17 protein-coding genes and 1 pseudogene are annotated in these 21687 nt (G+C 55.1%); 7 read left to right on the plus strand and 11 right to left on the minus strand.

Translation table 11 applies throughout. The annotated features are described in order from the left end of the window. Window positions 1-5: 5 nt before the first annotated feature. From P3T18_RS09615 to P3T18_RS09625, 3 genes are all read right to left on the minus strand, one after another. Complete coding sequence (locus tag P3T18_RS09615; RefSeq protein WP_429299681.1) at window positions 6-1517, minus strand: sensor domain-containing diguanylate cyclase; 1512 nt, start codon at window positions 1515-1517, stop codon at window positions 6-8. Window positions 1518-1699: 182 nt separating this feature from the next. Next, the gene (locus tag P3T18_RS09620) at window positions 1700-2401 is read right to left on the minus strand and encodes an NAD(P)H-binding protein (protein ID WP_429299682.1); all 702 of its coding nucleotides are present in this window, start codon (window positions 2399-2401) and stop codon (window positions 1700-1702) included. A 227-nt stretch (window positions 2402-2628) separates the two neighbouring features. After that, entirely contained in the window at window positions 2629-3201 is a 573-nt protein-coding gene (locus P3T18_RS09625) for a TetR/AcrR family transcriptional regulator (RefSeq protein WP_429299683.1), read from the minus strand. A gap of 470 nt (window positions 3202-3671) precedes the next feature. On the opposite strand from P3T18_RS09625, the gene P3T18_RS09630 reads away from it, so the two are divergent. From P3T18_RS09630 to P3T18_RS09640, 3 genes and pseudogenes are all read left to right on the plus strand, one after another. Then, a complete protein-coding gene (locus P3T18_RS09630; protein ID WP_429299684.1) occupies window positions 3672-5384 on the plus strand; it encodes a methyl-accepting chemotaxis protein in 1713 nt (570 codons plus the stop codon). A gap of 417 nt (window positions 5385-5801) precedes the next feature. Then, window positions 5802-6289: pseudogene (locus P3T18_RS09635) on the plus strand (DUF3237 family protein). Window positions 6290-6533: 244 nt separating this feature from the next. Beyond that, window positions 6534-7514, plus strand: coding sequence for an integrase (locus tag P3T18_RS09640; protein ID WP_429299685.1), 981 nt, complete (start codon window positions 6534-6536; stop codon window positions 7512-7514). Window positions 7515-7577: 63 nt separating this feature from the next. Here the strand turns inward: P3T18_RS09640 and P3T18_RS09645 are convergent, their stop codons facing one another. The 6 genes from P3T18_RS09645 to P3T18_RS09670 form a co-directional block, all read right to left on the minus strand. Continuing rightward, window positions 7578-7931, minus strand: a complete 354-nt coding sequence (locus P3T18_RS09645; RefSeq protein ID WP_429299686.1) for a hypothetical protein — start codon at window positions 7929-7931, stop codon at window positions 7578-7580. Window positions 7932-8194: 263 nt separating this feature from the next. Then, window positions 8195-8917, minus strand: coding sequence for a hypothetical protein (locus P3T18_RS09650; RefSeq protein WP_429299687.1), 723 nt, complete (start codon window positions 8915-8917; stop codon window positions 8195-8197). A 32-nt stretch (window positions 8918-8949) separates the two neighbouring features. Then, window positions 8950-9927: an ADP-ribosylglycohydrolase family protein gene (locus tag P3T18_RS09655; protein WP_429299688.1), complete on the minus strand. Its 978-nt coding sequence runs from the start codon at window positions 9925-9927 to the stop codon at window positions 8950-8952. 206 nt (window positions 9928-10133) lie between these two features. Further along, a complete protein-coding gene (locus tag P3T18_RS09660; protein ID WP_429299689.1) occupies window positions 10134-10742 on the minus strand; it encodes a PH domain-containing protein in 609 nt (202 codons plus the stop codon). A 128-nt stretch (window positions 10743-10870) separates the two neighbouring features. Further along, the gene (locus tag P3T18_RS09665) at window positions 10871-11620 is read right to left on the minus strand and encodes a lysozyme inhibitor LprI family protein (RefSeq protein WP_429299690.1); all 750 of its coding nucleotides are present in this window, start codon (window positions 11618-11620) and stop codon (window positions 10871-10873) included. Window positions 11621-11701: 81 nt separating this feature from the next. After that, window positions 11702-13465, minus strand: coding sequence for a lysozyme inhibitor LprI family protein (locus P3T18_RS09670; protein WP_429299691.1), 1764 nt, complete (start codon window positions 13463-13465; stop codon window positions 11702-11704). A 290-nt stretch (window positions 13466-13755) separates the two neighbouring features. Between P3T18_RS09670 and P3T18_RS09675 the strand changes: the two genes are divergently transcribed. Then, window positions 13756-13998: a helix-turn-helix domain-containing protein gene (locus P3T18_RS09675; RefSeq protein WP_429299692.1), complete on the plus strand. Its 243-nt coding sequence runs from the start codon at window positions 13756-13758 to the stop codon at window positions 13996-13998. Between the two features lie 3 nt (window positions 13999-14001). On the opposite strand, the gene P3T18_RS09680 is transcribed toward P3T18_RS09675, so the two are convergent. Further along, on the minus strand, window positions 14002-14700 hold the full coding sequence (locus tag P3T18_RS09680; RefSeq protein ID WP_429299693.1) for a recombinase family protein: 699 nt from the start codon (window positions 14698-14700) through the stop codon (window positions 14002-14004). 180 nt (window positions 14701-14880) lie between these two features. Between P3T18_RS09680 and P3T18_RS09685 the strand changes: the two genes are divergently transcribed. From P3T18_RS09685 to P3T18_RS09695, 3 genes are all read left to right on the plus strand, one after another. Further along, window positions 14881-15804: a hypothetical protein gene (locus P3T18_RS09685; protein WP_429299694.1), complete on the plus strand. Its 924-nt coding sequence runs from the start codon at window positions 14881-14883 to the stop codon at window positions 15802-15804. Between the two features lie 2693 nt (window positions 15805-18497). Then, complete coding sequence (locus tag P3T18_RS09690; RefSeq protein ID WP_429299695.1) at window positions 18498-19754, plus strand: reverse transcriptase family protein; 1257 nt, start codon at window positions 18498-18500, stop codon at window positions 19752-19754. Next, window positions 19747-20463, plus strand: coding sequence for a retron Ec48 family effector membrane protein (locus P3T18_RS09695; RefSeq protein WP_429299696.1), 717 nt, complete (start codon window positions 19747-19749; stop codon window positions 20461-20463). Before P3T18_RS09690 ends, P3T18_RS09695 begins: the two co-directional genes overlap by 8 nt. Before the next feature lie 218 nt (window positions 20464-20681). Here the strand turns inward: P3T18_RS09695 and P3T18_RS09700 are convergent, their stop codons facing one another. Then, window positions 20682-21635: a hypothetical protein gene (locus P3T18_RS09700; RefSeq protein ID WP_429299697.1), complete on the minus strand. Its 954-nt coding sequence runs from the start codon at window positions 21633-21635 to the stop codon at window positions 20682-20684. Window positions 21636-21687: the final 52 nt, after the last annotated feature.

Raw genomic sequence — 21687 nt, forward strand, 5'->3', positions numbered from 1 at the left:
AACGCTCAGTGCTGCGGCACCGCCGATTGAAAGCCCGCTTCCGCCCGCGCGGCGACCGGATAGGACAGCACCTGATTGCGACCGGCGTCTTTGGCTTCGTAAAGCGCTTCGTCGGCGGCGTTGACCAGCTCACGGCTCGTCGTGAAAGTCTGACCCGTGGTGCAGGCGAGTCCGATACTCACCGTCAGCACGTGATGCGAACTCGCGACATGGCGCAGTTCGAGCGCCTGAACCGCGGTGCGAATCTTTTCGCCGATGAACGCCGCGCCCGCTGCGTCGGTGTCGGGCAACAGCACGGCAAACTCTTCGCCGCCGTAACGCGCCGCCGTGTCGCCTGGACGGCGCACGTTCTGCGCGATGCAGCGGGCTACGGCGATCAACGCGTCGTCGCCGGCGGAATGGCCGTAGAGGTCGTTGAAGCCTTTGAAACTGTCGACGTCGATCAGCAGCATCGACAGCGGCCAGTCGTTGCGTTGCGCACGACGCCATTCGTCTTCCGCATGTTCTTCGAACGTGCGCCGGTTGTTCAGCGCGGTCAGGCCGTCGGTGCGCGCGAGTATGCGCAGTTCTTCCTCGGCCGCGCGACGTTGACGAAGCTGCTGCGAGAACAGCACGGCGAGCGCGAGAATCGCGATGTCCAGCGCGGCGATCAGCGAGCCGATGATCCACGCGCGATGCCGCCACTCCACGTAGATGTCGCGCGTGGAAAGCGCGACGTCGAGGATCAGCGGGTACATGTCGATATGACGGAAGGCGTACCAGCGCTCGACGTTATCGATCGCCGCCGTGCCGAAGAAATCGCCGCTCGGACGCTCGACGAAACGCGAGTAATTGGACGTGCCGGTGAGATTGCGGCCGATGATCTTCGGGTCGTAAGGACGCCGCATCAGCATCGTGCCGTCGCTGAGCATCAGCGCCATCGAACCGCCCGCGCCGAGATTCATGCCCGCGAACAGACGCCGGAAGTACGTCAGGCGCAAGGTGCCGATCACCACACCGCCGAAGCTGCCGTCCGGCCGCGAAATGCGCCGGCTCAACGCAATGCTGGTATCCGTGCCGCTGATCTTCGGCACGAACGGACGGCTGACGTACAGACCCACGTTCGGCGAGTCGCGCTGCACCTTGAAGTAATCGCGGTCGGCGAGATTGAAGTGACGCGGCGGATAAGCCTGCGAGTCGTATTCGATATCGCCGTTGGCGTCGAGCACGAGAATCGAGCCCATGTCTTTCGCGCTGGCGGATCCGTCGAATAGCACCATCTGGCGAATCGTAGGCGGCAGGTCGCGGAAGCCGGGCTGCTTGAGACCGTCGATTGCCGCGCGCAAGGACAGGTCGTAGATTTCCAGATTGCGCGAGACGTCGCGCTCGACCAGCAAGGAGACGTTGAAGACGGAATCCTGCGCGCGCCTCAATGCGTCGTCGCGCATCTGCGCCAGCACCCAAACTGCAATTGCAAGGATCGCGCTGGCCAGCACGATACTGATCGCAATCACGATGTTCGGTCGGCGCGTCACCATGGGCTTGTCGTTCGAGCATGCGCTAACGGCGCGCGTGAAGAAGAGGCCGGCATGTGCAAGCGCGACCCGCGAATCGTCAGCGTACCAGACCTCGCGACGCCGCAAATGCTCGAACAGACAGGTTTTTCGTGCCTTAGGCGGACCTTGGGCAGACCGTGAGTGGAAGTCCGCCGTTGGCGCGCCTAACCAGTATGCAGATCGAATAAAGGCTGCGCGGCCGCGCGACTGAGCGCCCGGATATCGGCCGATTCAAGCACGGCTTTCGGCGCACCGTGTCGCGCGACGGCCAGCATCGCCTGACCGACGTCTTCTGTGCTGAGAATCTGGTTGGGCAACAGTGCGCGCAGCGTCGACAGAAAAGGTTTGGCCGCTGCGTAGAACAGGCGGTAGGAGCGCGTTTTCGAGCGCGCGCCGTTCAGCGGCTGAATGACGCCGGGCCGGAACAGATACACGCCCTTGAACGGCAGACGCAGCAGCGCGTTTTCAGTTCGGCCCTTGACGCGCGCCCACATGCTGCGACCGCGCTCGGTACTGTCCGTGCCGGCTCCCGAGACGTAGACGAAGGTCATGTGAGGATTAATGCGAGCGAGCGTCTGCGCGGCGGCCAGAGTCACGTCATAGGTGAGACGTGCGTAATCGGCTTCGTTCATGCCCGCCGACGAAACGCCCAGACAGAAGAAGCAGGCGTCGAAACCTTTGAACGCGGCTTCCGTTTGCCGATAGTCCATCAGGTCGGGCTGAATCAGTTCGGTGAGACGCGGGTCCAGTTGTCCCGTGCGCGTGCGGCCGACGGTCAGGACAGCGTCCACGTCAGGCGCGCGCAGACTTTCGCGCAATACGCCCTGGCCGACCATTCCTGTCGCGCCGAATATCATCACCTTCATGTCGTGTACTCCGTGGTCGCGCCAGGCCAGCGCGTGTTGTTCAACGTTTCTGAATGGATCACCGTCGAGCCGCGACGGCCTCGCCTCGCGCAAGCCGGACAATCTGCGCTTCGTCCCGCGGACCGTTGCGCTCGATCATTGGCGTGGGTTCATCATCGGCACTCACATTTGCTTCGGGCGCGGCTGCCAACGCGAACGCAATGTCGGGACCGAGTCCGGCGGTCACGCTAAGGCTGTGCAATCGCATGCCAGAACGCTTCGAAACCGGCGCGGCGATAACGCTCCGCCTCGGCCGGTTCGCGGGCGATGAAATCCATGGTGGTCTCCGCAAGCGCCGCCATGATCGCCGACACGAACGCAGGCGGCTGATCGCGCAATGCACCGCTCGCGACGCTCGCCTGGATCATCGCGTTGATGTCCGCGAACGATTGCATGCCCGTCTCGCGCACGCAGTCGGTCAGGCGATCGGATACCGACAATTGCGCCATCGCGCGACGCTTTTGCGGCTGCGCGACGCCCCAGTCGACGAACTTGTCCCACACGTACTGCGCCCGCTCCCGCACGCTCGCGTCCTGCGGATACGTCGCCATCATCACTTCGCGCAATTCGCCTTTGATGACGAGGTACAACTCGTTGAGCAACGCGTCCTTGTTATCGAAATACGTGAACAGCGTGCCTTCCGCGACGCCGGCCACTTTCGCGATGCGTGACGTTGGCGCACTCATCCCCTGCTCCGCGACGACTTCAGCGGCGGCGGCAAGAATGGCGTTGCGCTTGTCTTCGCTCTTCGGACGGGCCATCTGAATTCCAGCTGTTGAACCGGCAATAAATGAGTGATTGCTCAATCATAGACTATCCGCGCGAATTTTGCCGAAGCATGGTCCATGCGTTTGAAACGGTCGATGCATAGCCCTCGCCTTTCACAGCCGACCGGAATGAAGGGTTCACGTAAGACAAACACGCTTCCATCTGGCGCTTAAATACGTCGATCTATGCGTGATAACGCATTTTCCACGTTCATCTCGTGCAAGCTTTGTAGTGACATACCCGAGTTTGCTTAAGTCACGGTGACTCGGTTCCGATATCCGGTAAATGGGATACCCATTTGATGCGTGACGCACGTCAGTTTTACCGACCGACGCGCCCGCGAAACATCGAAGGGTCAACAACGCGGGGCCGCACGTTGTGGTGCGGTCAGATAGACGTCCCCATGCCCGGACCTGAGAGTCCATTGCGAACGCAATCACGTTTCGTTATTGGAGAATTAATCGTGACACTGAAGCATCTCACCATCAAAACCAAGCTCATTGCCGGCTTCGGCATGCTGTCGCTCATCGTCGTCGCGGTTTCCGGCCTCTCGCTGAAAGCACTTAGCGATTCAACCGACGGATTTTCGAGCTTCGTGCATGGCATCAACGCACGCGCCGATATGGCCGTGCAGGTGCGGACCGCCGTCGACCGTCGCGCCATCGCGGCGCGCAATCTCGTGCTCGTGACCAAGCCGCAGGATCTCGACCTGGAAAAAGCCGACGTCACGCGCGCGCACGAAGACGTGCAGTCGGACCTCAAAAAGCTCAACGACATGATCGCGACCGCGACCGATTCGTCGGAGAAGGCGCGCAGTCTCGTCGCGGAAATCAATCGTGTGGAGGCAGCGTACGGTCCGGTGGCGCTCGATATCGTCAACCTCGCGCTGACCAATAAGCGCGACGACGCGATCGTCAAAATGGACGAGCAATGCCGTCCGCTTCTCGCCGCGCTGATTCGCGCGACCAACGCCTATGCCGACTACACGCATACGCGCCAGGAACAGATCATCGGCGAGTACGCGGAACACTATCAAAGCCAGCGCAACGTGCTGATCGCCATCTGCCTGATCGCGCTCGGCATTGCGTTCGGCGCATGCCTGCTGATCACGCGCGCCGTGACCGGACCGCTCGGTGTAGCGATCGACGTGGCGCGCACCGTATCGCAAGGCGATTTGCGCACACGCATTACCGTAGAAGGCAAGGACGAAACCAGCAAGCTGCTCAGCGCCTTGCGCGAGATGAACGATCGGCTGACGGCCATCGTGGCGCGCGTGCGCGACAGCAGTTCCAGCATCGCCGGCGCCGCGCGTCAGATCGCCGCCGGCAACATGGATCTGAGCCAGCGTACGGAACAGCAGGCAGCGTCGTTGCAGGAAACCGCCGCCAGCATGGAAGAACTCACCTCGACCGTGAAGCAGAACGCCGACAACGCGCAGCAAGGCAGCACGCTGGCAGCGAATGCGTCGTCCGTCGCGAAGAAAGGCAGCGAAGTGGTGGGCCAGGTGGTCAACACCATGCAGGACATCAGCGACAGCTCGACCAAGATCGCCGACATCACCGGCATCATCGAAGGGATTGCTTTCCAGACCAACATCCTCGCGCTGAATGCCGCCGTCGAAGCCGCACGCGCCGGCGAGCAGGGCCGCGGCTTTGCCGTGGTGGCGAGCGAAGTCAGAAGCCTGGCGCAACGCTCGTCGAGCGCGGCGAAGGAGATCAAGGACCTGATCGCGACCTCCGTCGACAAGATTCGCGACGGCTCCGCACTCGCGGGCGAAGCAGGCAAAACGATGAACGAAGTGACGCAAGCCGTCGCGCGCGTGACCGACATCATGGCCGAGATCGCGGCGGCGTCGAGCGAACAGAGCCGCGGGATCGAACAGGTCAATCAGGCCATCACGCAAATGGACAACGTCACGCAGCAGAACGCGGCGCTCGTCGAGGAAGCAGCGGCGGCTTCGAGGTCGATGGAAGATCAGGGCGCGCAGCTGAATCAGGCCGTGGCGTTCTTCCAGATTGTCGAAGATAACGGCGTGACGTTGACGAGAAGCGAGCCTGTCGAACGCGAAACCGTGACACGTGCGCCGGTTGCTGCGGCAAAGCGTGTTGCACGGCCGGCGATGCCGGCACTGGCGATCGCCGCTGTAGGTGGCGACGATGGGTGGGACAAGTTTTGAGTGAGGTCTGATGTCGCCGTCGCATGACGGTGACGCGTTGAGGGGGCTGGCGTTTTCTGGGGTTGGTCGGGGGCGTCGGCTTTTTTATTTGCTCGCGACAGGTTGTATGCGGAGGGGGCTTTCACCGAACCTGGATTGGTTGCGTGTCAGGTTCTTTGGTGATGGATTTTTTTGTCAGGCTTCCTGACACGGTCGGGTCTGGATGGTCTTGTGATGGCGTCGTTGTGTTGGATCGCTCGCCGTTGCTTATTTTGGTTTGCTGAGTGAGTTCTCACGACGACTGCGGTGCGCGGATAGGCGCGTTAGCGATTCATTCGACGCTTTTGAATTTTCCCTGACGGCCACTTGGCCGAGTACCTCAATGCAGAAGTTCTTCAGACTTCTGCTGGCGACGATGTTTGCCGCGCGCTCGATCATGTGTTCACTGGCCGCGGAATCGGACGCGGCACATACCGAATTCGAGCCGTCCAAACCCGACCAGGCTTATATGGGCCGTTGGTTGATCTGATTTCGCCGATCTGCGAATTGGGCGAAACCACCGATGCCGGAAAGCGCCGCATCATTTCGATCACGGACGGCAATTTTAAAGAGCCAATAGTGAACGGTGAGATTCTGAATAAAGGGGCCGACTGGCAGGCGGTTAATTCCGATGGACTCGCGATGATCGACACGCGGTATCTGCTGAAGATGGACGGTGGCGAACTGGTCTATTTGCAAACCAAAGGACTGCGGTATGGGCCAGCCGATGTGTTGGCGGATTTGGTGAAAGGAAACCGGTGGATCCGAGTAAGTATTACTTTCGGCTTTGTATGATGTTCGAGACTAGTTCGAAGAATTACGCGTGGTTGAATCGTGCGATGGCGGTGGGCGGTGCGATGAGGTTGTTTATGGTGCTTATTTGTTGAGATGAGGGGCTCTCGTGAATGCTGTGGGGCTTGGTGGGCTTTAAAAGAAAACCCCGCGACCTTGCGGGACGCGGGGTTTGCGGAACTGATTGGATCTGGTTGGGAGGAGGAGGATCGAACTCCCGACCTTCGCATTGCGAACGCGACGCTCTCCCAGCTTAAACTATGCAATATCAAAGGGTTAGCATTGCGCACCCTCATCGTCAGACCGGTTTGTCACCCCGCTGTCACCCTTGGAGAAGTGATGGCAACCATACGACAACGCAGCGACCGCTGGCAGGCGATTGTGAAGCGTCAAGGTTATCCAGTTCAATCGAAGACATTCGCCCTGAAGAAAGACGCGGAGAAGTGGGCGAGACAGCAAGAGCGGCTAATCGACGCCGGGCAGTGGATCGACAGTCCCGAAGATCGCCAAACCACCTTGGCGGCACTGTTAGATCGCTATGCAACGGAGGTCAGCAAAAGCAAGCGAGGAAGCCGCGCTGAGTGCTACCGAATTGAAAGTTTCAAGAAACTCAGTCTCGCAAAGCACGCTCTATCCGTCATAACGCCACAGATGGTTGCGTCTTGGCGGGACGCCCGCCTCAGCGAAGTCTCATCCGGCACAGCACTACGAGAACTGCAACTTCTTAGCCACGTTTTCTCCATCGCCATCCGCGAATGGGGCATTCGTTTGCCGAGCAATCCCGTGAGCCTCATCAGAAAGCCGCGGTCTGGCAAAGCGCGAGACCGCGTGCTCACCGTCCCGGAAAGGACCGCATTAGTCTCGGCGTGCGGGCAGTGCCATAACTCATGGATCAGACCAGTGGTGATTTTCGCGTTGGAGACCGCAGCGCGGCGCGGCGAAATACTTTCGCTGTCATGGAACGATGTTGATTTGGCCCACCGAACCGCGACCCTTCAGGTGACGAAGAGCGGGCAGCCTCGAAGAATTCCCCTATCGAAGAATTGTGTCGCCATGCTGGAATCACTACCGCGCAGCGTAGACGGTCGGGTCTTCCCGGTCTCCATGGAAGCCGTGAAACAAGCATACGAAAGAGCGGTTGTAAGGGCTGGTATCCGCAACTTTACTTTTCACGATCTAAGGCATGATGCGCTGACACGGCTGGCGAAAAATGGTCTGTCGGTTTTGGAACTCCGAGCAATCTCCGGCCACACAACGGCAAATATGCTTCAGCGATACGTGTCGATTGATGCCGGTGATTTGGCAGCAAAGCTCGGCTAATCTTCATTGAACAGGCCGCCGCTTGACGGGGCGGCGGACTAAAGCGGTGTCACATGCATGACTTCAACTTTCGTCGTCGGGCGGTCGCGTGGTGAAATTGACGCTGACGATTAATGCGGATCGATGGAACGGCACCGTGAACGCGACGTGACACCACGACAGTCGGCCAGAAGCGGCAAGCGTTAGCAGGTCTCGGAAATGCCCTTCCGACATATCAACCACGCCCTGTAACTCAGGTTTGATCGATATGAAAGCGCCAACATTAGGCATATCGGCGTTACCGACGCTCGGCTTGCTAGTCGGGCTGACTTGAATCAAAAACCGGATCACATCGCGCACCGGTTCGATGAACTCCCCTTCCAACACAATCGAGGTACGATTTTCGCGCTCAGGGGGGAAACCGCGAGGGCGGTCCACACGCTCCGTGAGACTTGCGTGCCAAGCGGTAATACGCCCATAGCGACTCAGCAGTTCGCGTCGATAGCGTGGGTGCTTCGCGTTAGGCATATCTCAATAGCCAAGACATCGCGCCGTCCAACAAGATCGCTGAATCATGACGCGACAGCCCGTGGACACCGACGTAACGCTTCGTTCAGCGAGTGGTTGTAGTCGAGTCAAAGGAGGCCCATCCTCACATGGCTTTATGGGTAGCTTCTGACCATCTCGTCATTGCGCCTACATCAGATCGGATCGTATGCTAGTTTCGAGCGCCGCACTTCTACAGGTAGCCCGTACCTTTGAACAATGTTTCGAATCAACGATTCGAACCACCCCTGTGCCTCTGGGTGAATGACTATGCTACGAATCAAATCTGCAAGGACGACGGGTATCGACATGCCGGGCGGCAAGTCCGAATCTTCGATGTTTTCCTCGTACCGGTCGATCAAGACCCGGACTTCTTCTTCGTACTCGTAGGCTTTGACCTTATAGGTAAAGACATTCGCGTAAGGTTCATACTGCAACGCCGGATCACGCCAATGTTTGACGTATCGAACCTGCTTGATCTCACTCTGGTAGGGGAACGGTATCTTCAAAGAAGTGCGTAGTTGACTTACCGTAGTGGTGACCGCAACTGCGGCAGTGGAGCGGCCATACAGGCTCCACATTGCCATGCTGTCGTCACCGCTTCCACGCCAACAGTTCACAAAGACACGTTTCCTCAGCCGTTCCTTGAATTCATCGAACGTCAGTCCCGTGCTTTCCTTTTGAAAAGCTTCCTCAATGGCATGCTTGGCTGAAGCCGTGAACGCTCCCTCGAACTTATCCTCGAATTTGTCCGCCCGGCAGAAGAACAATGCACGATTTTCGAGCAGATCGAGAAACTTCGCCATGTCAAGATAACGCCACATCACCAACGTCTCGTCGAGATTCTTTGCGACGTGCGGAATGCTGTTCACCGTCATTCTCTTTCTCCAAGTCGAAGCCATTTTCCTCGTTACTCCCAGCGGGCGCGAAGGCGTGAGATCAGGGGCTCGACGAGATCATATCCCTGAAGCGCCGATAACCATCGAACCGGAATGCCATCAAGACCGTACATGATCCCGGCAAGACCGCATGCGACGGCTGCCGTGGTATCGGTATCGTTGCCGAAACAAATCGCCGCCGTCGCAACGTCCTCAAAAGAGGTTTCCTTCATCGCTTCTCTCGCGGACCATATTGTGTCCAGCACGTATCCAGTGCCACGTGGCTGGTCGGTCTTCGGAAAGCTTCGCAGCATGTCAAGTTCGGCCTGAAGCGCAATCTGCTCCTGCCGATCCGGCCAACCGTTGTATATCTCTTCGAGGCGTTGGTCCGCCCATGACCAAGGGTCCGCAACCTTGCGCAGATATGCCCTCGCGACCAACACACAGAACGCACACGCAACGAGCGAACGCGGATGGGCGTGGGTCGGCAACGATTGCATATGAGCGTCATGAACAAGTGTCTCGTCGGTCCCAACATGCCACAGGGCAAGCGGCAGCACTCTCATCAAGCTTCCGTTCCCGTTGCTCCACTCGTCGCGACCACCGGACTCACACGGTGACACACCGTCACGTAGTCTCGACAAGGCTTTACCCGTCTGGATTCCGACATCAAATACGTGGCCGTCTACGGCCATGTAACCGTCATCCAACCATCGCAGCAGCCGACTGGCGAAGTCGGCGAGGATTAGACGCCCATTGTCTTGGAGACTGGCAAGCAAACACAATGCTTGTGCCCCATCGTCGGACCACGTTCCGGGCGGCACGCCAGCATGTGCACGATGGAAACCAACGGGTGGGATCATCTCGATCAGATGTCGCGCCGGAATTCGTTCAGGCGGTGTGAACTCAAACGGGACGCCGAGTGCATCGCCGACCAGTAGGCCGACTAGCCCTGCAATCCGTGCGTCAGTGCATCCACGCAACCTCGAAAAGCCTGTTACTTGTTCCATGTCTTGGCCCTCAAGTCGCGGTTGAGATGTTGATCGAAGCGGCTTCACGCCGTGACGATGCTGCAAATTGGTAGCGCAAACAAAAAGGCCGTCCAGACATGCGACGGCCAAAACACACGCCGCACAACGTCTTAACGGCAGTTCCAGAGGCTGGATATTGCATGGACACGCAGCGCGGCAGATCACACCGCACCGCATGGAACCCATCAAAATTGGCTGATTACCCGAGCTTTGATGGTCTCGAATTCCGAGTCACTTATCAACCCAGCGTCAAGCATGCCCTTCGCTTTTTTCAATCGTTCGGTCGGGTCCTCGTTGGCTGTTGAGGATGCACCATCCGCCCCAAGCGAACCTTGGAAGCCGCCAGATTTAGCCCGTAGCTCTTCCAGTTCACGAAGGCGTCGTTTTTCGCGCCAAGCCTGTTCCTGTGCTTGGCAGATGCGGTAGACGGCCTGAGCTTCTGCCTTCCGAAGACCGGAGAATTCGAACGGGCGGATCGCGCCGTTGATCGCGAGGTCCGGCATAGTCAAGGCAGTCACTCGCAAGGTGCTGCCAAAGATGCCCGCCTTCACGTGCGCGGACTTGATGTCCTGCCAGCGGATGTCAACTGGTGTAAATCCACCGATCAAGCCACGGCTAACACCGATCAAGCGGCCCGTTGTGGCTGCGACAAGTGAACGACGGTGCAGCAACGCGAAAAGCCTGCGTTGCACAGCCGTAGATTGAATTTTCTCGCCGGTCACAAGCATTGAGTCCAGCGGCGCATACGCTTTTTCGAGTCCCGCTTCACGCGGGTTGGTCTGTTGTTCGCTCATTCATATTCCCGATGGTCTAGCTTTTAGTTCCGCACCCCGCACGCATTGACTTCGAACGGGTGCGCAAGTGTATCTTGAGCGCACAGCCGAGACGACTTGCAGATTAGGGCCGTCCCGACTCACGTTTTTCAGTCCCCGCCAGTATCGCAATTGCACTCGATAGTCGCGCCAGCAGCACCGGACATCGACTGATCGGCAATCGACCGCTGAATACCACCGGGACATGCCTTGCTCTTGGGAAACTTGCTCGTCTTCGCGAATTCGGGGAACTTGGCCTTGAAGTCCGTCGCTGACATAGTCAAACGCACGGACACAAGACTAGACCCACCGGCGTCAGCAGAATCAATAGCCGCGACCCTGACGCCTCGAAACGCCACGTTCCCCGCACGAACCTGACTATCAAGGGCGGTCGGTGCGGTCAGTGGCGTGCAGGTTTTGACCCAAGCCTGCATGACCGGATTTTCCTTTGCCGGTGCGTTTGCCAATGGGGAATCGACCTGTGTTGCAGGCGTCACCGAACCGGCACTGATGTCGCTGCCTTGCACGCAATCCGCATGAACGCCGGACACGACAGGCGCGTCACAGACATCGTCCACACGCTTGCGGTACATATCGATCAGGCATTGGTCGTTCGTGCATTTGTTGCGTTGCGCGATCCATGACCGCTCCTCCTTCTTCAAGGAAGCGCCGCCATCCCCCAAGTCAGTCGCCAACATCGCGTTGTAGTTTTCCGTCAGGGCATCATCCAGCTTCCCAAGCAACGGGCTGGCACAAATCGTCTTCTCCACGAAGGTCGATGCCTTCTTGCAATCGAAGGACGTAGCGTGCACCAGTGGCGACACGACCAGCAAGGCCACAAGTAGGTGACGAAATTTCATAGATTTCCCCGGTTTATTAATGGTCAAATCGTGATGAACCGCCAATGAAGGGCGGTTGCCATATTGTTTTGGACGGGCGGATCACATGGCAGAGAGCACCTGAATGCGGGCTTCTGTGACCGTGACCAAACAGGTGGTATCGCCACAAGCGTTACGCTCCTTGGTAAGCCAGTCCCGCTGCTGTTGCTTCAGAGCCGACTGGTCTGCCGACTTCGAAGCTGCGGTGCGGTACACAGATGCGAGTCTGCGATCTGCATCCGCCGTTTGCGGGCTTGAACAGATCAATTTTTCGATCTTCGACGATGCCTTTGAACAGTCAAACGACGCAGCAATTGAAGGCTGCGACGATTGCGTGGTTTCCGACTTCGCTGCTGTCGCCACCTGATCCTGCTGAGTTGATTGCGCTTGCGCCGCGACGGTTTCAGTCGCTTGGGCTGCCGACTGCTCCGTTGTCTGATTCAAAGGCGCAGCGTTCAAATCCCGCGTATCAGTTTCAGCGTTGGCCGGTGTCGCGCTATCGTCACCAAGAATCGACGCAAGGTTTCGTGTCATCGGACACTGCTGACCGAGTGCTCCAACCAGCTTCTTAAAATTGACGTATCGAGTGGCGATAGCCGGGCTGTCCTGCATCGCAAAGGCGATCCGCCCCATCTCCTTCTCGCTGACAACCTTCTCCAAGGCATCTACCCGGCAGGTGCATTTTTCGACGCCCAATGACGTACCGCATGACTGGATGGTGCTGTCCTTAAATTCCTTGGACCAAGGTGTTGCGTTGGTCGATGTCGCAGTGATGTCCGGCGACGCCAGCGACAGCACCTCATACGCAGCCGCATAGGTTTGCAGTTGCTGGTCAACGGCGTGGTCTTTGTTTGTCGTCATTGCGACGATCAACCCTTGTTTCTTCTCCGTTGCGTCCGCTGGGACGGCGACCTGATAAGTCACGGCGGCAGCGAAAGTTGGGCTGGACAGCGGAGCATAGCCATGCGACTGCATCACCAGAGTGAAGAGTTCATTCTGCTGCGTTGCGCGGACCAAATCGTCGTTCGGAAAATCAATCACCAGATTTGCAGCACAGTCGGCGTTCTTCGAATCGGTGTTCCGCGCCGTCTCGCGAATCGTGTCTACGCGAACCTTGACCCGGTTGTCGGCCACTGCCGAGACCAGATCAGGGATGCCGGTCTTCACAAGCTGATCGGTGTACGTCTCGGCAATGTTTTGCTTAACGCTGTCAGCGGCGCAATCCAGTTTCGGACCGGTGCTGAACAGACCGGTCAAGGCAGACAACGGACTGGCCGACGACACTGGCTCACTCGACTGAGCTTCCTCGCTGTTCGTCCCGTGAGCGGCGACCAGCAGACCAAACACGACTGCGGCATACGCCACGATACATACGAGTGCCGCCAGTACCGGTTTTGCCATCGACTTCTTGGCGTACTGCTTCCCGAACGTGTTTTTTACATAATTGATCTGTCGGCGACCTGAAGCGTAATACCACACCGCGAAGTAGATGAAGCCGCCAAGATTGACGACGCCGCGAACCGCGTCGTTGCCGTCGGCGGTTTTACCTGCGAAGAGTGCGGTGACTCCGGCCATCGCAGCCAACACGATGAGACTGATAAAGAACCAAATCTTAGAAGATGCTGCCCGCTCAGGCTGCCCGAGCGATTTCCAGTTCGATGACTGTAAATACGAACCGAATGCCGGTGTGAAAACGAAGCTCAGTCCGGCAACCCTTGATGGGTTCCAAATCGGACTTTGAATTCGTGTTGTGGCGAGTTGAGTGCCGCATTTCGCGCAGAAGCTGCTGGCGGAACTGTTTTCGGTCCCGCATTGCGTACATTGCATATGGTCTTTTTCCTATTAGCTGGATTATCTGGCTGAGCCATCAGCCATCTCTCTTTAGCGGTCGTATCGTCACCCAACGGATGTATAAGCGACTGCCGATTCTTCGTCGTTACGCTCTTCATAGCGCCGCATAGGCAATGCAACCTCGTCAGCGCCTATCATCGACACATCAGCACTGCGTTAACGGCAGACAGCGCCCCGAACTTGAACGCATTTGTCTATTTTGTAATACACGTTATTGCGGTACATGGACCGTCGATTCGTCGTGATGATACCGCAATGATTCGGGGGTGCCGAATCTATCATCTCAACGTCAAAATCCCACCCTTGTCGCGCTTGGACAGGCTGTTCGCCGTCTTCGTGAAACGAAAGGGCTTTCGCAAGAAAGCCTTGCGCTTCGCGCTGAGGTTGACAGGGCCTACGTCGGTCGGGTCGAGCGAGGCGACAACGCCGCAGCCCTGCTTACATTGAAACGGATCGCCGATGCGCTCGGCATTTCGATGTCGGCACTGATGGCCGAAGCTGGTCTGTGAAGACTAATGTGACTTGCGAGGGTCTGCCCAATCAATCAACGCGCACGGCACACCATCCGGGCCGATTGCACTCAATGACGTTTCCGCCTGTTCCTGTTTGATCTGCTGACTGAGTCGTGACAGCGTAGAACGCGAACAACCGGTTGCTGCGATGATGGAATTCCACGAATCGCCCCGTCGAAGCAAATTCATAATTGCCGCGTTGCGTTGGTCATCGGGCTTTCTGCCTCTGTAGCCACCGGCCTCTTTCAACTTCGCGATCCCTTGGGCTTGTCGGCGACGACGGTCGTCGTAGTCCTTACGTGCGATAGCGGCCAGCATATCGAGCATCATGCTGTTGAGCGCATCCAGCATGCGCCCTGTGATGTCGTCGGTCTGGCTGGTCATCATCCATGAAGTGGGAAGGTCCAGTGCGACCACCCGGACACGGCGTGATTGCAGTTCGTGCTTCAGTCGGTTCCAGTCTTCGGCATTCAATCGCGACAATCGGTCAACCTGTTCGACCAGCAGCACGTCGCCTTCATGGCAATCCGACAGCAGCCGAAAAAGTTCAGGTCGTTGAAGCGATGCGCCCGATTCATGTTCGATGTAGAACGACGCGATTCGAAGACCCCGCTCCTTCGCAAAACCAACCAAGTCAGTCTTTGCCCGACTGGCGTCTTGTTCTTTGGTTGATGCACGAAGGTATGCGCGGATGTACATCGATCACCTGCCGGTCTGGTTTGGATAGTTCGCAATATACCAGTTCGATTAGGGTTATGTAAAGAAATATAACGAACCAGATTCAACCACTCAGGCACCAGTTCGCTTGAAGTACACCGTCCGGGAACCATCAGAAAAGGTGTATGCTTACACAGGCTGTCTATCCATACAGGGGTAAGTATGCAATACACGGTTGACAAGCGGTTAATCAGATTCGAAAACATCGAAGAAATTAGAACGCGTCCTGCCTTTCGGGACGAGATCGCCGCAACGTCAGCGATTCCCAAGGAAGCCATCGGGGTCTACCGGTTTCCCAAAGACGCACAGGAGCAATGCGGCCTGTCAAATTGTCGAACATCGCACATGAACGGCTTTGTGGTCGCGATGGAGTCGGGCGAAGAAACACTTATCGGCTGCGACTGCGGTGCGAAGAAGATGGGACTGGCCTTTCAAGAAATCATCAATCGAGCGCAGTTAGCTGATCGCATTCAGGGACACAGAGATGCGATTGTTGCGGCGCTTGCGAATGCGGACACTTTCAACGAACAACTCACTGATCTGTTGGACCGACAGTGCGGTGCCAAGTGGCTTGGAAAGCGCATGGTGGATTGCAGTTCCACCTTGCCATCAGAAGCGAATTCCGTAATCGGCAGGATGGCGAGAAGGCAAGAACCGAATGTCTTCGAATCCGTACCAATGACTGATAAGGAAGTGGCGATTGCGCGTGAGACGGGCGCATTACCGAAAGGACAACCCGGTCCGTATTATCGGCAGGAAAAAGTTGGTGAAATTGTTGGGCTGGAAATCTGGCAAACCGATCTGCGGGCGCTACTAATTGACGATCTGCAACAAGGCATACGCACCTTACAAGCGCTCGATGTCGCATCAATTCGGTCGGAATATACATTGCGCAACCATGCGCGGTGGGTGGATGAGATTCCGGGGAAACTCTTGGATGCAGAACGCGTAATCTTGGCTGGGAGCAAATTCTTTGGCGGCGAAAATCTACAGCTTCTCAAGCGACTCAGCACAACTGAAAGAGAAATCAAAGGATTGGCCGGTGCTGTGGACGCCTTGATTTCTCGGTCTGAGATGAATCGGTAGATTACTGGTGGTGAAGATGCCCGTCATCTACCGGAGAACCAGCCCAAGACTGGTGTGACATCGAGCATCAGTGATGCATAAACTGACGCGAAACGGACCTGTGCGGGCGGCGGTGTTCGCGAAGCGGACGCCGACAGTCTTGCGATGAAGTGACGCGAAGCGGAACGACGGAGCAAGTGAAGGCTGAAAGACAAAAAGCCCCACTAGCCGAAATGACTAGTGGGGCTTTTTGTTTGTCTGGCTGGAATCAGTGAGTTCAGCAACCTGTGGTCGCGAAGCGGCACCGCAGGTGCTACATGAAGTCCAATCGGCGAAGGCCAGTCGATGTCCGGTGCTGATTGACTTCTCATCTGAACCAGTTAGTTCAAGGACTCGTCGTCGCGAAGCGGCACCGCAGGTGCTACATGATGTCCAACCAGCGAAGATCAGTCGATGTCTGGTGCTGATCTACTTCCTCACCTAAACCAGTGAATTTAAGGACTTGTGTTCGCGAAGCGGCGCGGTACGCGCTACATCATTATCAATTGGTTTAGTCGGACTTCATGTAGCGGCTTCGCAGGTATCCGTCGCTTCGCGCCGTCTAACCGAACTGGTTGGATTTCATCGCCGAAGAACTGGTGTTCGCGAAGCGGTCCCGTAGGGACTTCATTGGTCCCGATTGGACCTCATTGGTAACTAGTCTGGCGCTTCGCGCACTCGCTGCGCTCGTATCAGTGGTTTGTGGTGACTGATTTAGAAACAGATTATTAACAATCGTGTCTTCCCCACTTTACGCTTTGAAGGTAGCGAATGCGTGACGAGGGGGACCGCCCGGCATATAACCTGTATTCTATAGACATGCCAGTTCCTTCCTAGGGGATGGGGTTGAAACTGGTGTCTGCCAGCCGACAGGTTTTCACTGTCTCCATGTTTTTCTGCTCACCGCCTAAGCGGGTGGCTAATCGATCATTCGATCTTTCGCTTTAGACTCGACTGCATGTTGGTGGAAATCCCATGCCCCCGTCTCAGAATGCTGCTCAATTTCTGAAACTTCGTCATGTAAGGGCCACCGTTCGTTCTTCGAGTGTCACCGGGAGAGATAGGTTTCCCGGATTTGATTGGTTTGCGCGTCCTGACTGGACTAACGCTGGACTGTTCTTCCGCTTCATCGGTTCGGTCTGTTTCCCGCCCGGTTTTACTGTTCTACCTAATATTTATACAAACGAAGATTTTGAGATTTCCGATACGGGCAAGATTAGGCTTACCAATACAGCACGCGCATGCGGTGCGCACTGATCGATCCTTCCGCATAATGATGCGAAGATGCAAACCATGCGCCCATAGCGCATCGCCCCAAGAGAAACTTCTGTACAGCAAAGGGAGTTCATATAGACGCTTGACCAGAACGGTCAAGCGGTGCGGAGATACCGCTCAGAAAAGCACTCGGATTGCGAATGCTATCACTACCAAATAAGAAATAACATTATACATTAATGCACTGGTTTTGTCGATCATTCTGGTTGACGAACGCTTGATAATGTGGTGTCGCGCCAACATGTGAATTTACTGGTGTCGCCGTCACTAATGGTGTCGCTGCCACTGGTGGTGCGGAAATGTCCATTGCCAACAGTCGCGGATGCGACGGTCAGCAGCAGGGTTACCAGTGCTACCACCATTCCATCATCCAATGGTTCGGCGGCAACAGGTAACAGTCCGGTCCAGCGGTATTATCACTGCCATTGATACAGTGCCGCACAGTGGTTCACAGTGCAACAGTCACCGGTGTGCGCCAGTGCGTTAACCAATAGTCACCGTCTGTCGCACCATTCGGGCCGAATAATACCAGTGCAGCCGGACTGTGCAACTGTACCGCCGTACAGTGTTATTACCATTGGTACAGTGCCACGTGCGCGACAGTCCGTGGACGCACCATCTTTACAGTGCTACACGGTGGTCCACAGTCTATTGGACGCACCGTCGCTACCATCATCGACAGTGTGCCAATGGTCCGTGTGGCCGGGAAACCCGCACTTACTGGTCTGCGGCACCATTAAGCCCGCCGCCAGCAGTGGAACCGGACGGTGCAACAGTGATGCGGGCGGCTTGCCTACCATTGCAACATTGGTGCGGTACTGTTGGTCGCCCGGACCGGTACGGGCGATTACCATCGGAACCGCGTACCGCTGGTCAATGGTAGTGTGACCGTTAGTTGCCACAGTGGCGTTATTGGTGGTCCTACCGCTGCAACAGTGTGTCGCTGCCGCTTGAAACAGTCACCTACAGTACCAATGGCAACGGTCCCCAACAGGCGAACAATTAAATGAATTGGGTCGTCTGCTGACCGTCGCAGCATCATCCACCGATGTCAAGTGCAATGGTTGAGTGGGTGCTGTAGCTACCCACTGCGAACCCATCGACAGTCAACGCCGAATTCTGAAAGTTGGGATTTCACCCCTTACTCGACAGTTTTACCGGTTAACGTCTGACCTATTGCGACTGGAAGGAACTTCCGATAATCTAAGCAAACGTAAGCGTCTCGCTTATTTGCTGCAATCGAGAATAGCAATCGCTGGACTGTTGCCCGGAAACGGGCGTTTGATGCTTCGCGTCAAGCTAGTGCGGAGGCTCACACTCTCCGTCTCCCCGGCGACCCCGAGGAGAGTTGGATGGTAGGTCCGGTCATGTGAAGAATGGCTGTTACCAGCGATAACTCGATGAAAGCAACATTCTTCACTGCGCCCTATTGTATGGGCTGGTCGGACCTATACTTACAAATGGCAACTTGGTCGCTTGACTCACCTGTCAAAGTAGCAACGGGATCGATTTCTAGCATAGACAACCTATGCGACGCGCTTGACATCACAAGATCAGAACTCGATGTCGCACTGAATCTTCCAGACAGCGAGAAGTACGAACAGAAGGACACGCCCAAAAAAGACGGCACGAAGCGCGTGATATTCAATCCGGACTTTAGACTGCGCCGAATCCAACGCCGAATCAACAAGAGAATTTTTAGTAACGGCAATGCAGTTCGATGGCCGAGTTATGTCTTTGGCTCAATTCCTAACAGCATCGGTCCGGATAACGAAATCGTAGAAAAAGACTATGTCGCTTGCGCCCGGAAACATTGCGGGTCGAAGAGCATTCTTAACATTGACATAAAAAACTTCTTCGAAAATATCCATCAGCGCTATGTGGAAGACATTTTCGAAAATTTCTTCAAATATCCATCCGACATATCAAAAATTCTGGCAGAACTTTGCTGTTATCGATCTCATGTTGTCCAGGGAGCGTTAACTTCAAGTTACATCGCAAGTCTTTGCCTATACGATATTGAGGGAGATGTCGCTGAGCGCCTTACTCGAAAAAATCTTATCTACACAAGATTGGTGGATGACATAACAATTTCCTCAAAAATTTCGGACTATAACTTTGACTATGCCAGTCAGATCATTGAGGGAATGCTGCTGAAAAAGGAGCTTCCCATTAACTCATCAAAAACGCGGGTTCAATACATTTCAACGGCGCCTTTGATGGTTCACGGGCTACGCGTCGCCTTTTCAGAACCCAGACTCCCAAGCGACGAGGTTCGGCGCATACGGTCTGCCGTTAAAAATATCGAAACCTTGGCGCAAGAATGCAGCTATCGGACGTCGCATCCATACAGACACGACTTTAATCGCTGCATGGGACGAGTCAATAAACTTAGCCGGGTGGGGCATAAACAACATGCGAATTTAGTAGGTCGTATGAAGAAGATTTTGCCATTGCCATCGAAAAAGGACATTGAACGGACCACAAAAATCGTCGAGAGACTCGCTGGAGACTTTGCAGCAAAGAAAGATACGTATTGGTACTGGAAGCGATTCTATCTCGCTCATGAGCGACTTAACGTTTTACAACGGTCCTTCCCCTCTATTGCAGGAATTCTTCGAAAAAAATTGAAATACCTAAGATCGACTTATGAATAAATCTGGGTGGAGATGGATTTGGTGGCTCCTGTCTGGTCTTGTCGCCACGGCGTTGATCGGATATGGTTTCTCCCTCGCTTCGTTGCTTTGGACGTCCTATAAACTTCAACTTTTCTCTTTGCATTTTTGCTTGACAGATGGCTGCTTGAAATATTGGCTAGAGTCTGTGCCAAACGCACTAGCTGTGGCAAAGGCGACCTCCGATTTCTTGGTAGCGGTTGCCACGACTGGCGGCATAATAGTCGCATTAATGAGTTACGTCAGTAGTGTTAGCAATTCTGCGATTACAAACCACATCTCACATTATTCCGTCTTTCAAAGCTATGTTTCAAATGAGATACACAAACGTCGCCGAATTGACCCAAGTGCTGTGGACACATTTTTGTGGTACAACCTGATTTTTCCACAGTCACGCGATGGAAGCATAAAAATATCACTGGAATATCGAAACCTTGTGCTTGCTTTGGGCGCATGCATATGCGAATCGAATGCACAAGCGCAATACGCCGCCGAAGGATCGTTCCGTTTTAAGCCGCATCAATCGAAGATAATTGAACAATTGAAGAAATTCGGCATCGCCTTGGAACATCAACCAAGGAACGATTTTTACGAAATAGAAGATCAGGTAATTTCTCTTGTCGATAGCGTAAATAAATCCTTTTGTTTCTCGCACACTATTCCAATGATCGACAAACGTCTCTACGTCTAGATCGCTTTGGTGGGTATCCTCAATAGATGCGAAGCATGACCTGATCGCCGCCGGTCTTGGCACCCGCTTACAGCAGTATTAGAAACCCCGACAGCGGCACAATTCATGCTTTGCCACCGTTGGAACCGATGTCTGCAATGGTGCCGCATAGTCGTCAGCGGTCGGCGCACTGGAATGACTGACGACCGGAACGGTTCGATAAGCAGCCGCCGAAACAATTATTCTTGCAAAAGGCTCCCATCCTTTACGGTAACCTCAATCTCGTCATGTGTTAATTTTTTCTTGAGGAGATCAAATGTATCGACCTTTGAAGACAGACTGTCCTTCGTTTCTTTCACTATGTCATCAATTTTTAGCACGTACTCTTCAAGCAATCTGTCTTCGGCACCGCACTCATATTTCCAGCGTTCCCTAAAAATCTCCTCCGCACGGCCTATCGTGTCATCGAAAATCGACATCAGGGAGTTGCGCATATCATCGATTTCATTCCTCGCCGAGTTCAAATAGGTCGATGTAAAATTTCTTGTAATAAAGACTTCGCATAGCTTGCCGACGGCAAAGCGCTCGAACGCACCAAACACGTTGTCAGTGAGCAATCCCCTGATTATTTGGCCTCTCTGCCAATATAAAAGTCTTCCGCTCATTAACTCACCCCGAACCTCTCGGCATCGCTCTTCAAATTCCTCTCGAAAGAAAACAAATAATTCGTAGCAATCATTGTTGCATGCAATCATTTGATTTAAGTAGGCCGCCCTCAGTTCGCCATCAACAAGCAATTCGGGCATTATGTCGAAAGTATTTTTTATTATATAACCTATCCTTTCGAATTTGGCCTGCTTCTCTCGCAGCTTAACTTTGTGCAACACCGCTATCGATCTAGCCACATCGCCTATACTCTTAGAAACGCTCAAGAATAGTGCAATACTCAAGAATAAATAAGCGTTTTCCTCTATTTGGTCATTTTTTTCAAGCCCCGCCGTTCCTACTATCTTCCCATCGCGCACGATTGATGTTGTCTTCAATCCCTTGAGCGGGCCACTCGCATGGCGCATCAAGTCTTGACCACAATCCTTTGAAAAGACAATTTTAAACGATGTAGCTTCGCCATCTCCCCGTGACGATAGCAACCGATTAATCGCGAGTGAAATATATTCATTGTCAACCGGTCGCATTCCGGTTGCTTTCGCATTGAACTCAATACGAAACCGCGGCTCTATCTTCATA

The organism is Paraburkholderia sp. GAS199 (genome assembly GCF_050436585.1).
GTDB lineage: Bacteria > Pseudomonadota > Gammaproteobacteria > Burkholderiales > Burkholderiaceae > Paraburkholderia.

Excerpts from the sequence above, each read along its gene's own strand:
- P3T18_RS09660 (WP_429299689.1), bottom strand. The coding sequence starts at position 10,742 with ATGAGCGAACAACAGACCAACCCGCGTGAAGCGGGACTCGAAAAAGCG.
- P3T18_RS09680 (WP_429299693.1), bottom strand. The coding sequence starts at position 14,700 with ATGTACATCCGCGCATACCTTCGTGCATCAACCAAAGAACAAGACGCC.
- P3T18_RS09620 (WP_429299682.1), bottom strand. The coding sequence starts at position 2,401 with ATGAAGGTGATGATATTCGGCGCGACAGGAATGGTCGGCCAGGGCGTA.
- P3T18_RS09665 (WP_429299690.1), bottom strand. The coding sequence starts at position 11,620 with ATGAAATTTCGTCACCTACTTGTGGCCTTGCTGGTCGTGTCGCCACTG.
- P3T18_RS09650 (WP_429299687.1), bottom strand. The coding sequence starts at position 8,917 with ATGACGGTGAACAGCATTCCGCACGTCGCAAAGAATCTCGACGAGACG.
- P3T18_RS09615 (WP_429299681.1), bottom strand. The coding sequence starts at position 1,517 with ATGGTGACGCGCCGACCGAACATCGTGATTGCGATCAGTATCGTGCTG.
- P3T18_RS09625 (WP_429299683.1), bottom strand. The coding sequence starts at position 3,201 with ATGGCCCGTCCGAAGAGCGAAGACAAGCGCAACGCCATTCTTGCCGCC.
- P3T18_RS09695 (WP_429299696.1), top strand. The coding sequence starts at position 19,747 with ATGAATAAATCTGGGTGGAGATGGATTTGGTGGCTCCTGTCTGGTCTT.
- P3T18_RS09690 (WP_429299695.1), top strand. The coding sequence starts at position 18,498 with ATGAAAGCAACATTCTTCACTGCGCCCTATTGTATGGGCTGGTCGGAC.
- P3T18_RS09670 (WP_429299691.1), bottom strand. The coding sequence starts at position 13,465 with ATGCAATGTACGCAATGCGGGACCGAAAACAGTTCCGCCAGCAGCTTC.
- P3T18_RS09640 (WP_429299685.1), top strand. The coding sequence starts at position 6,534 with ATGGCAACCATACGACAACGCAGCGACCGCTGGCAGGCGATTGTGAAG.
- P3T18_RS09700 (WP_429299697.1), bottom strand. The coding sequence starts at position 21,635 with ATGCGACCGGTTGACAATGAATATATTTCACTCGCGATTAATCGGTTG.
- P3T18_RS09655 (WP_429299688.1), bottom strand. The coding sequence starts at position 9,927 with ATGGAACAAGTAACAGGCTTTTCGAGGTTGCGTGGATGCACTGACGCA.
- P3T18_RS09685 (WP_429299694.1), top strand. The coding sequence starts at position 14,881 with ATGCAATACACGGTTGACAAGCGGTTAATCAGATTCGAAAACATCGAA.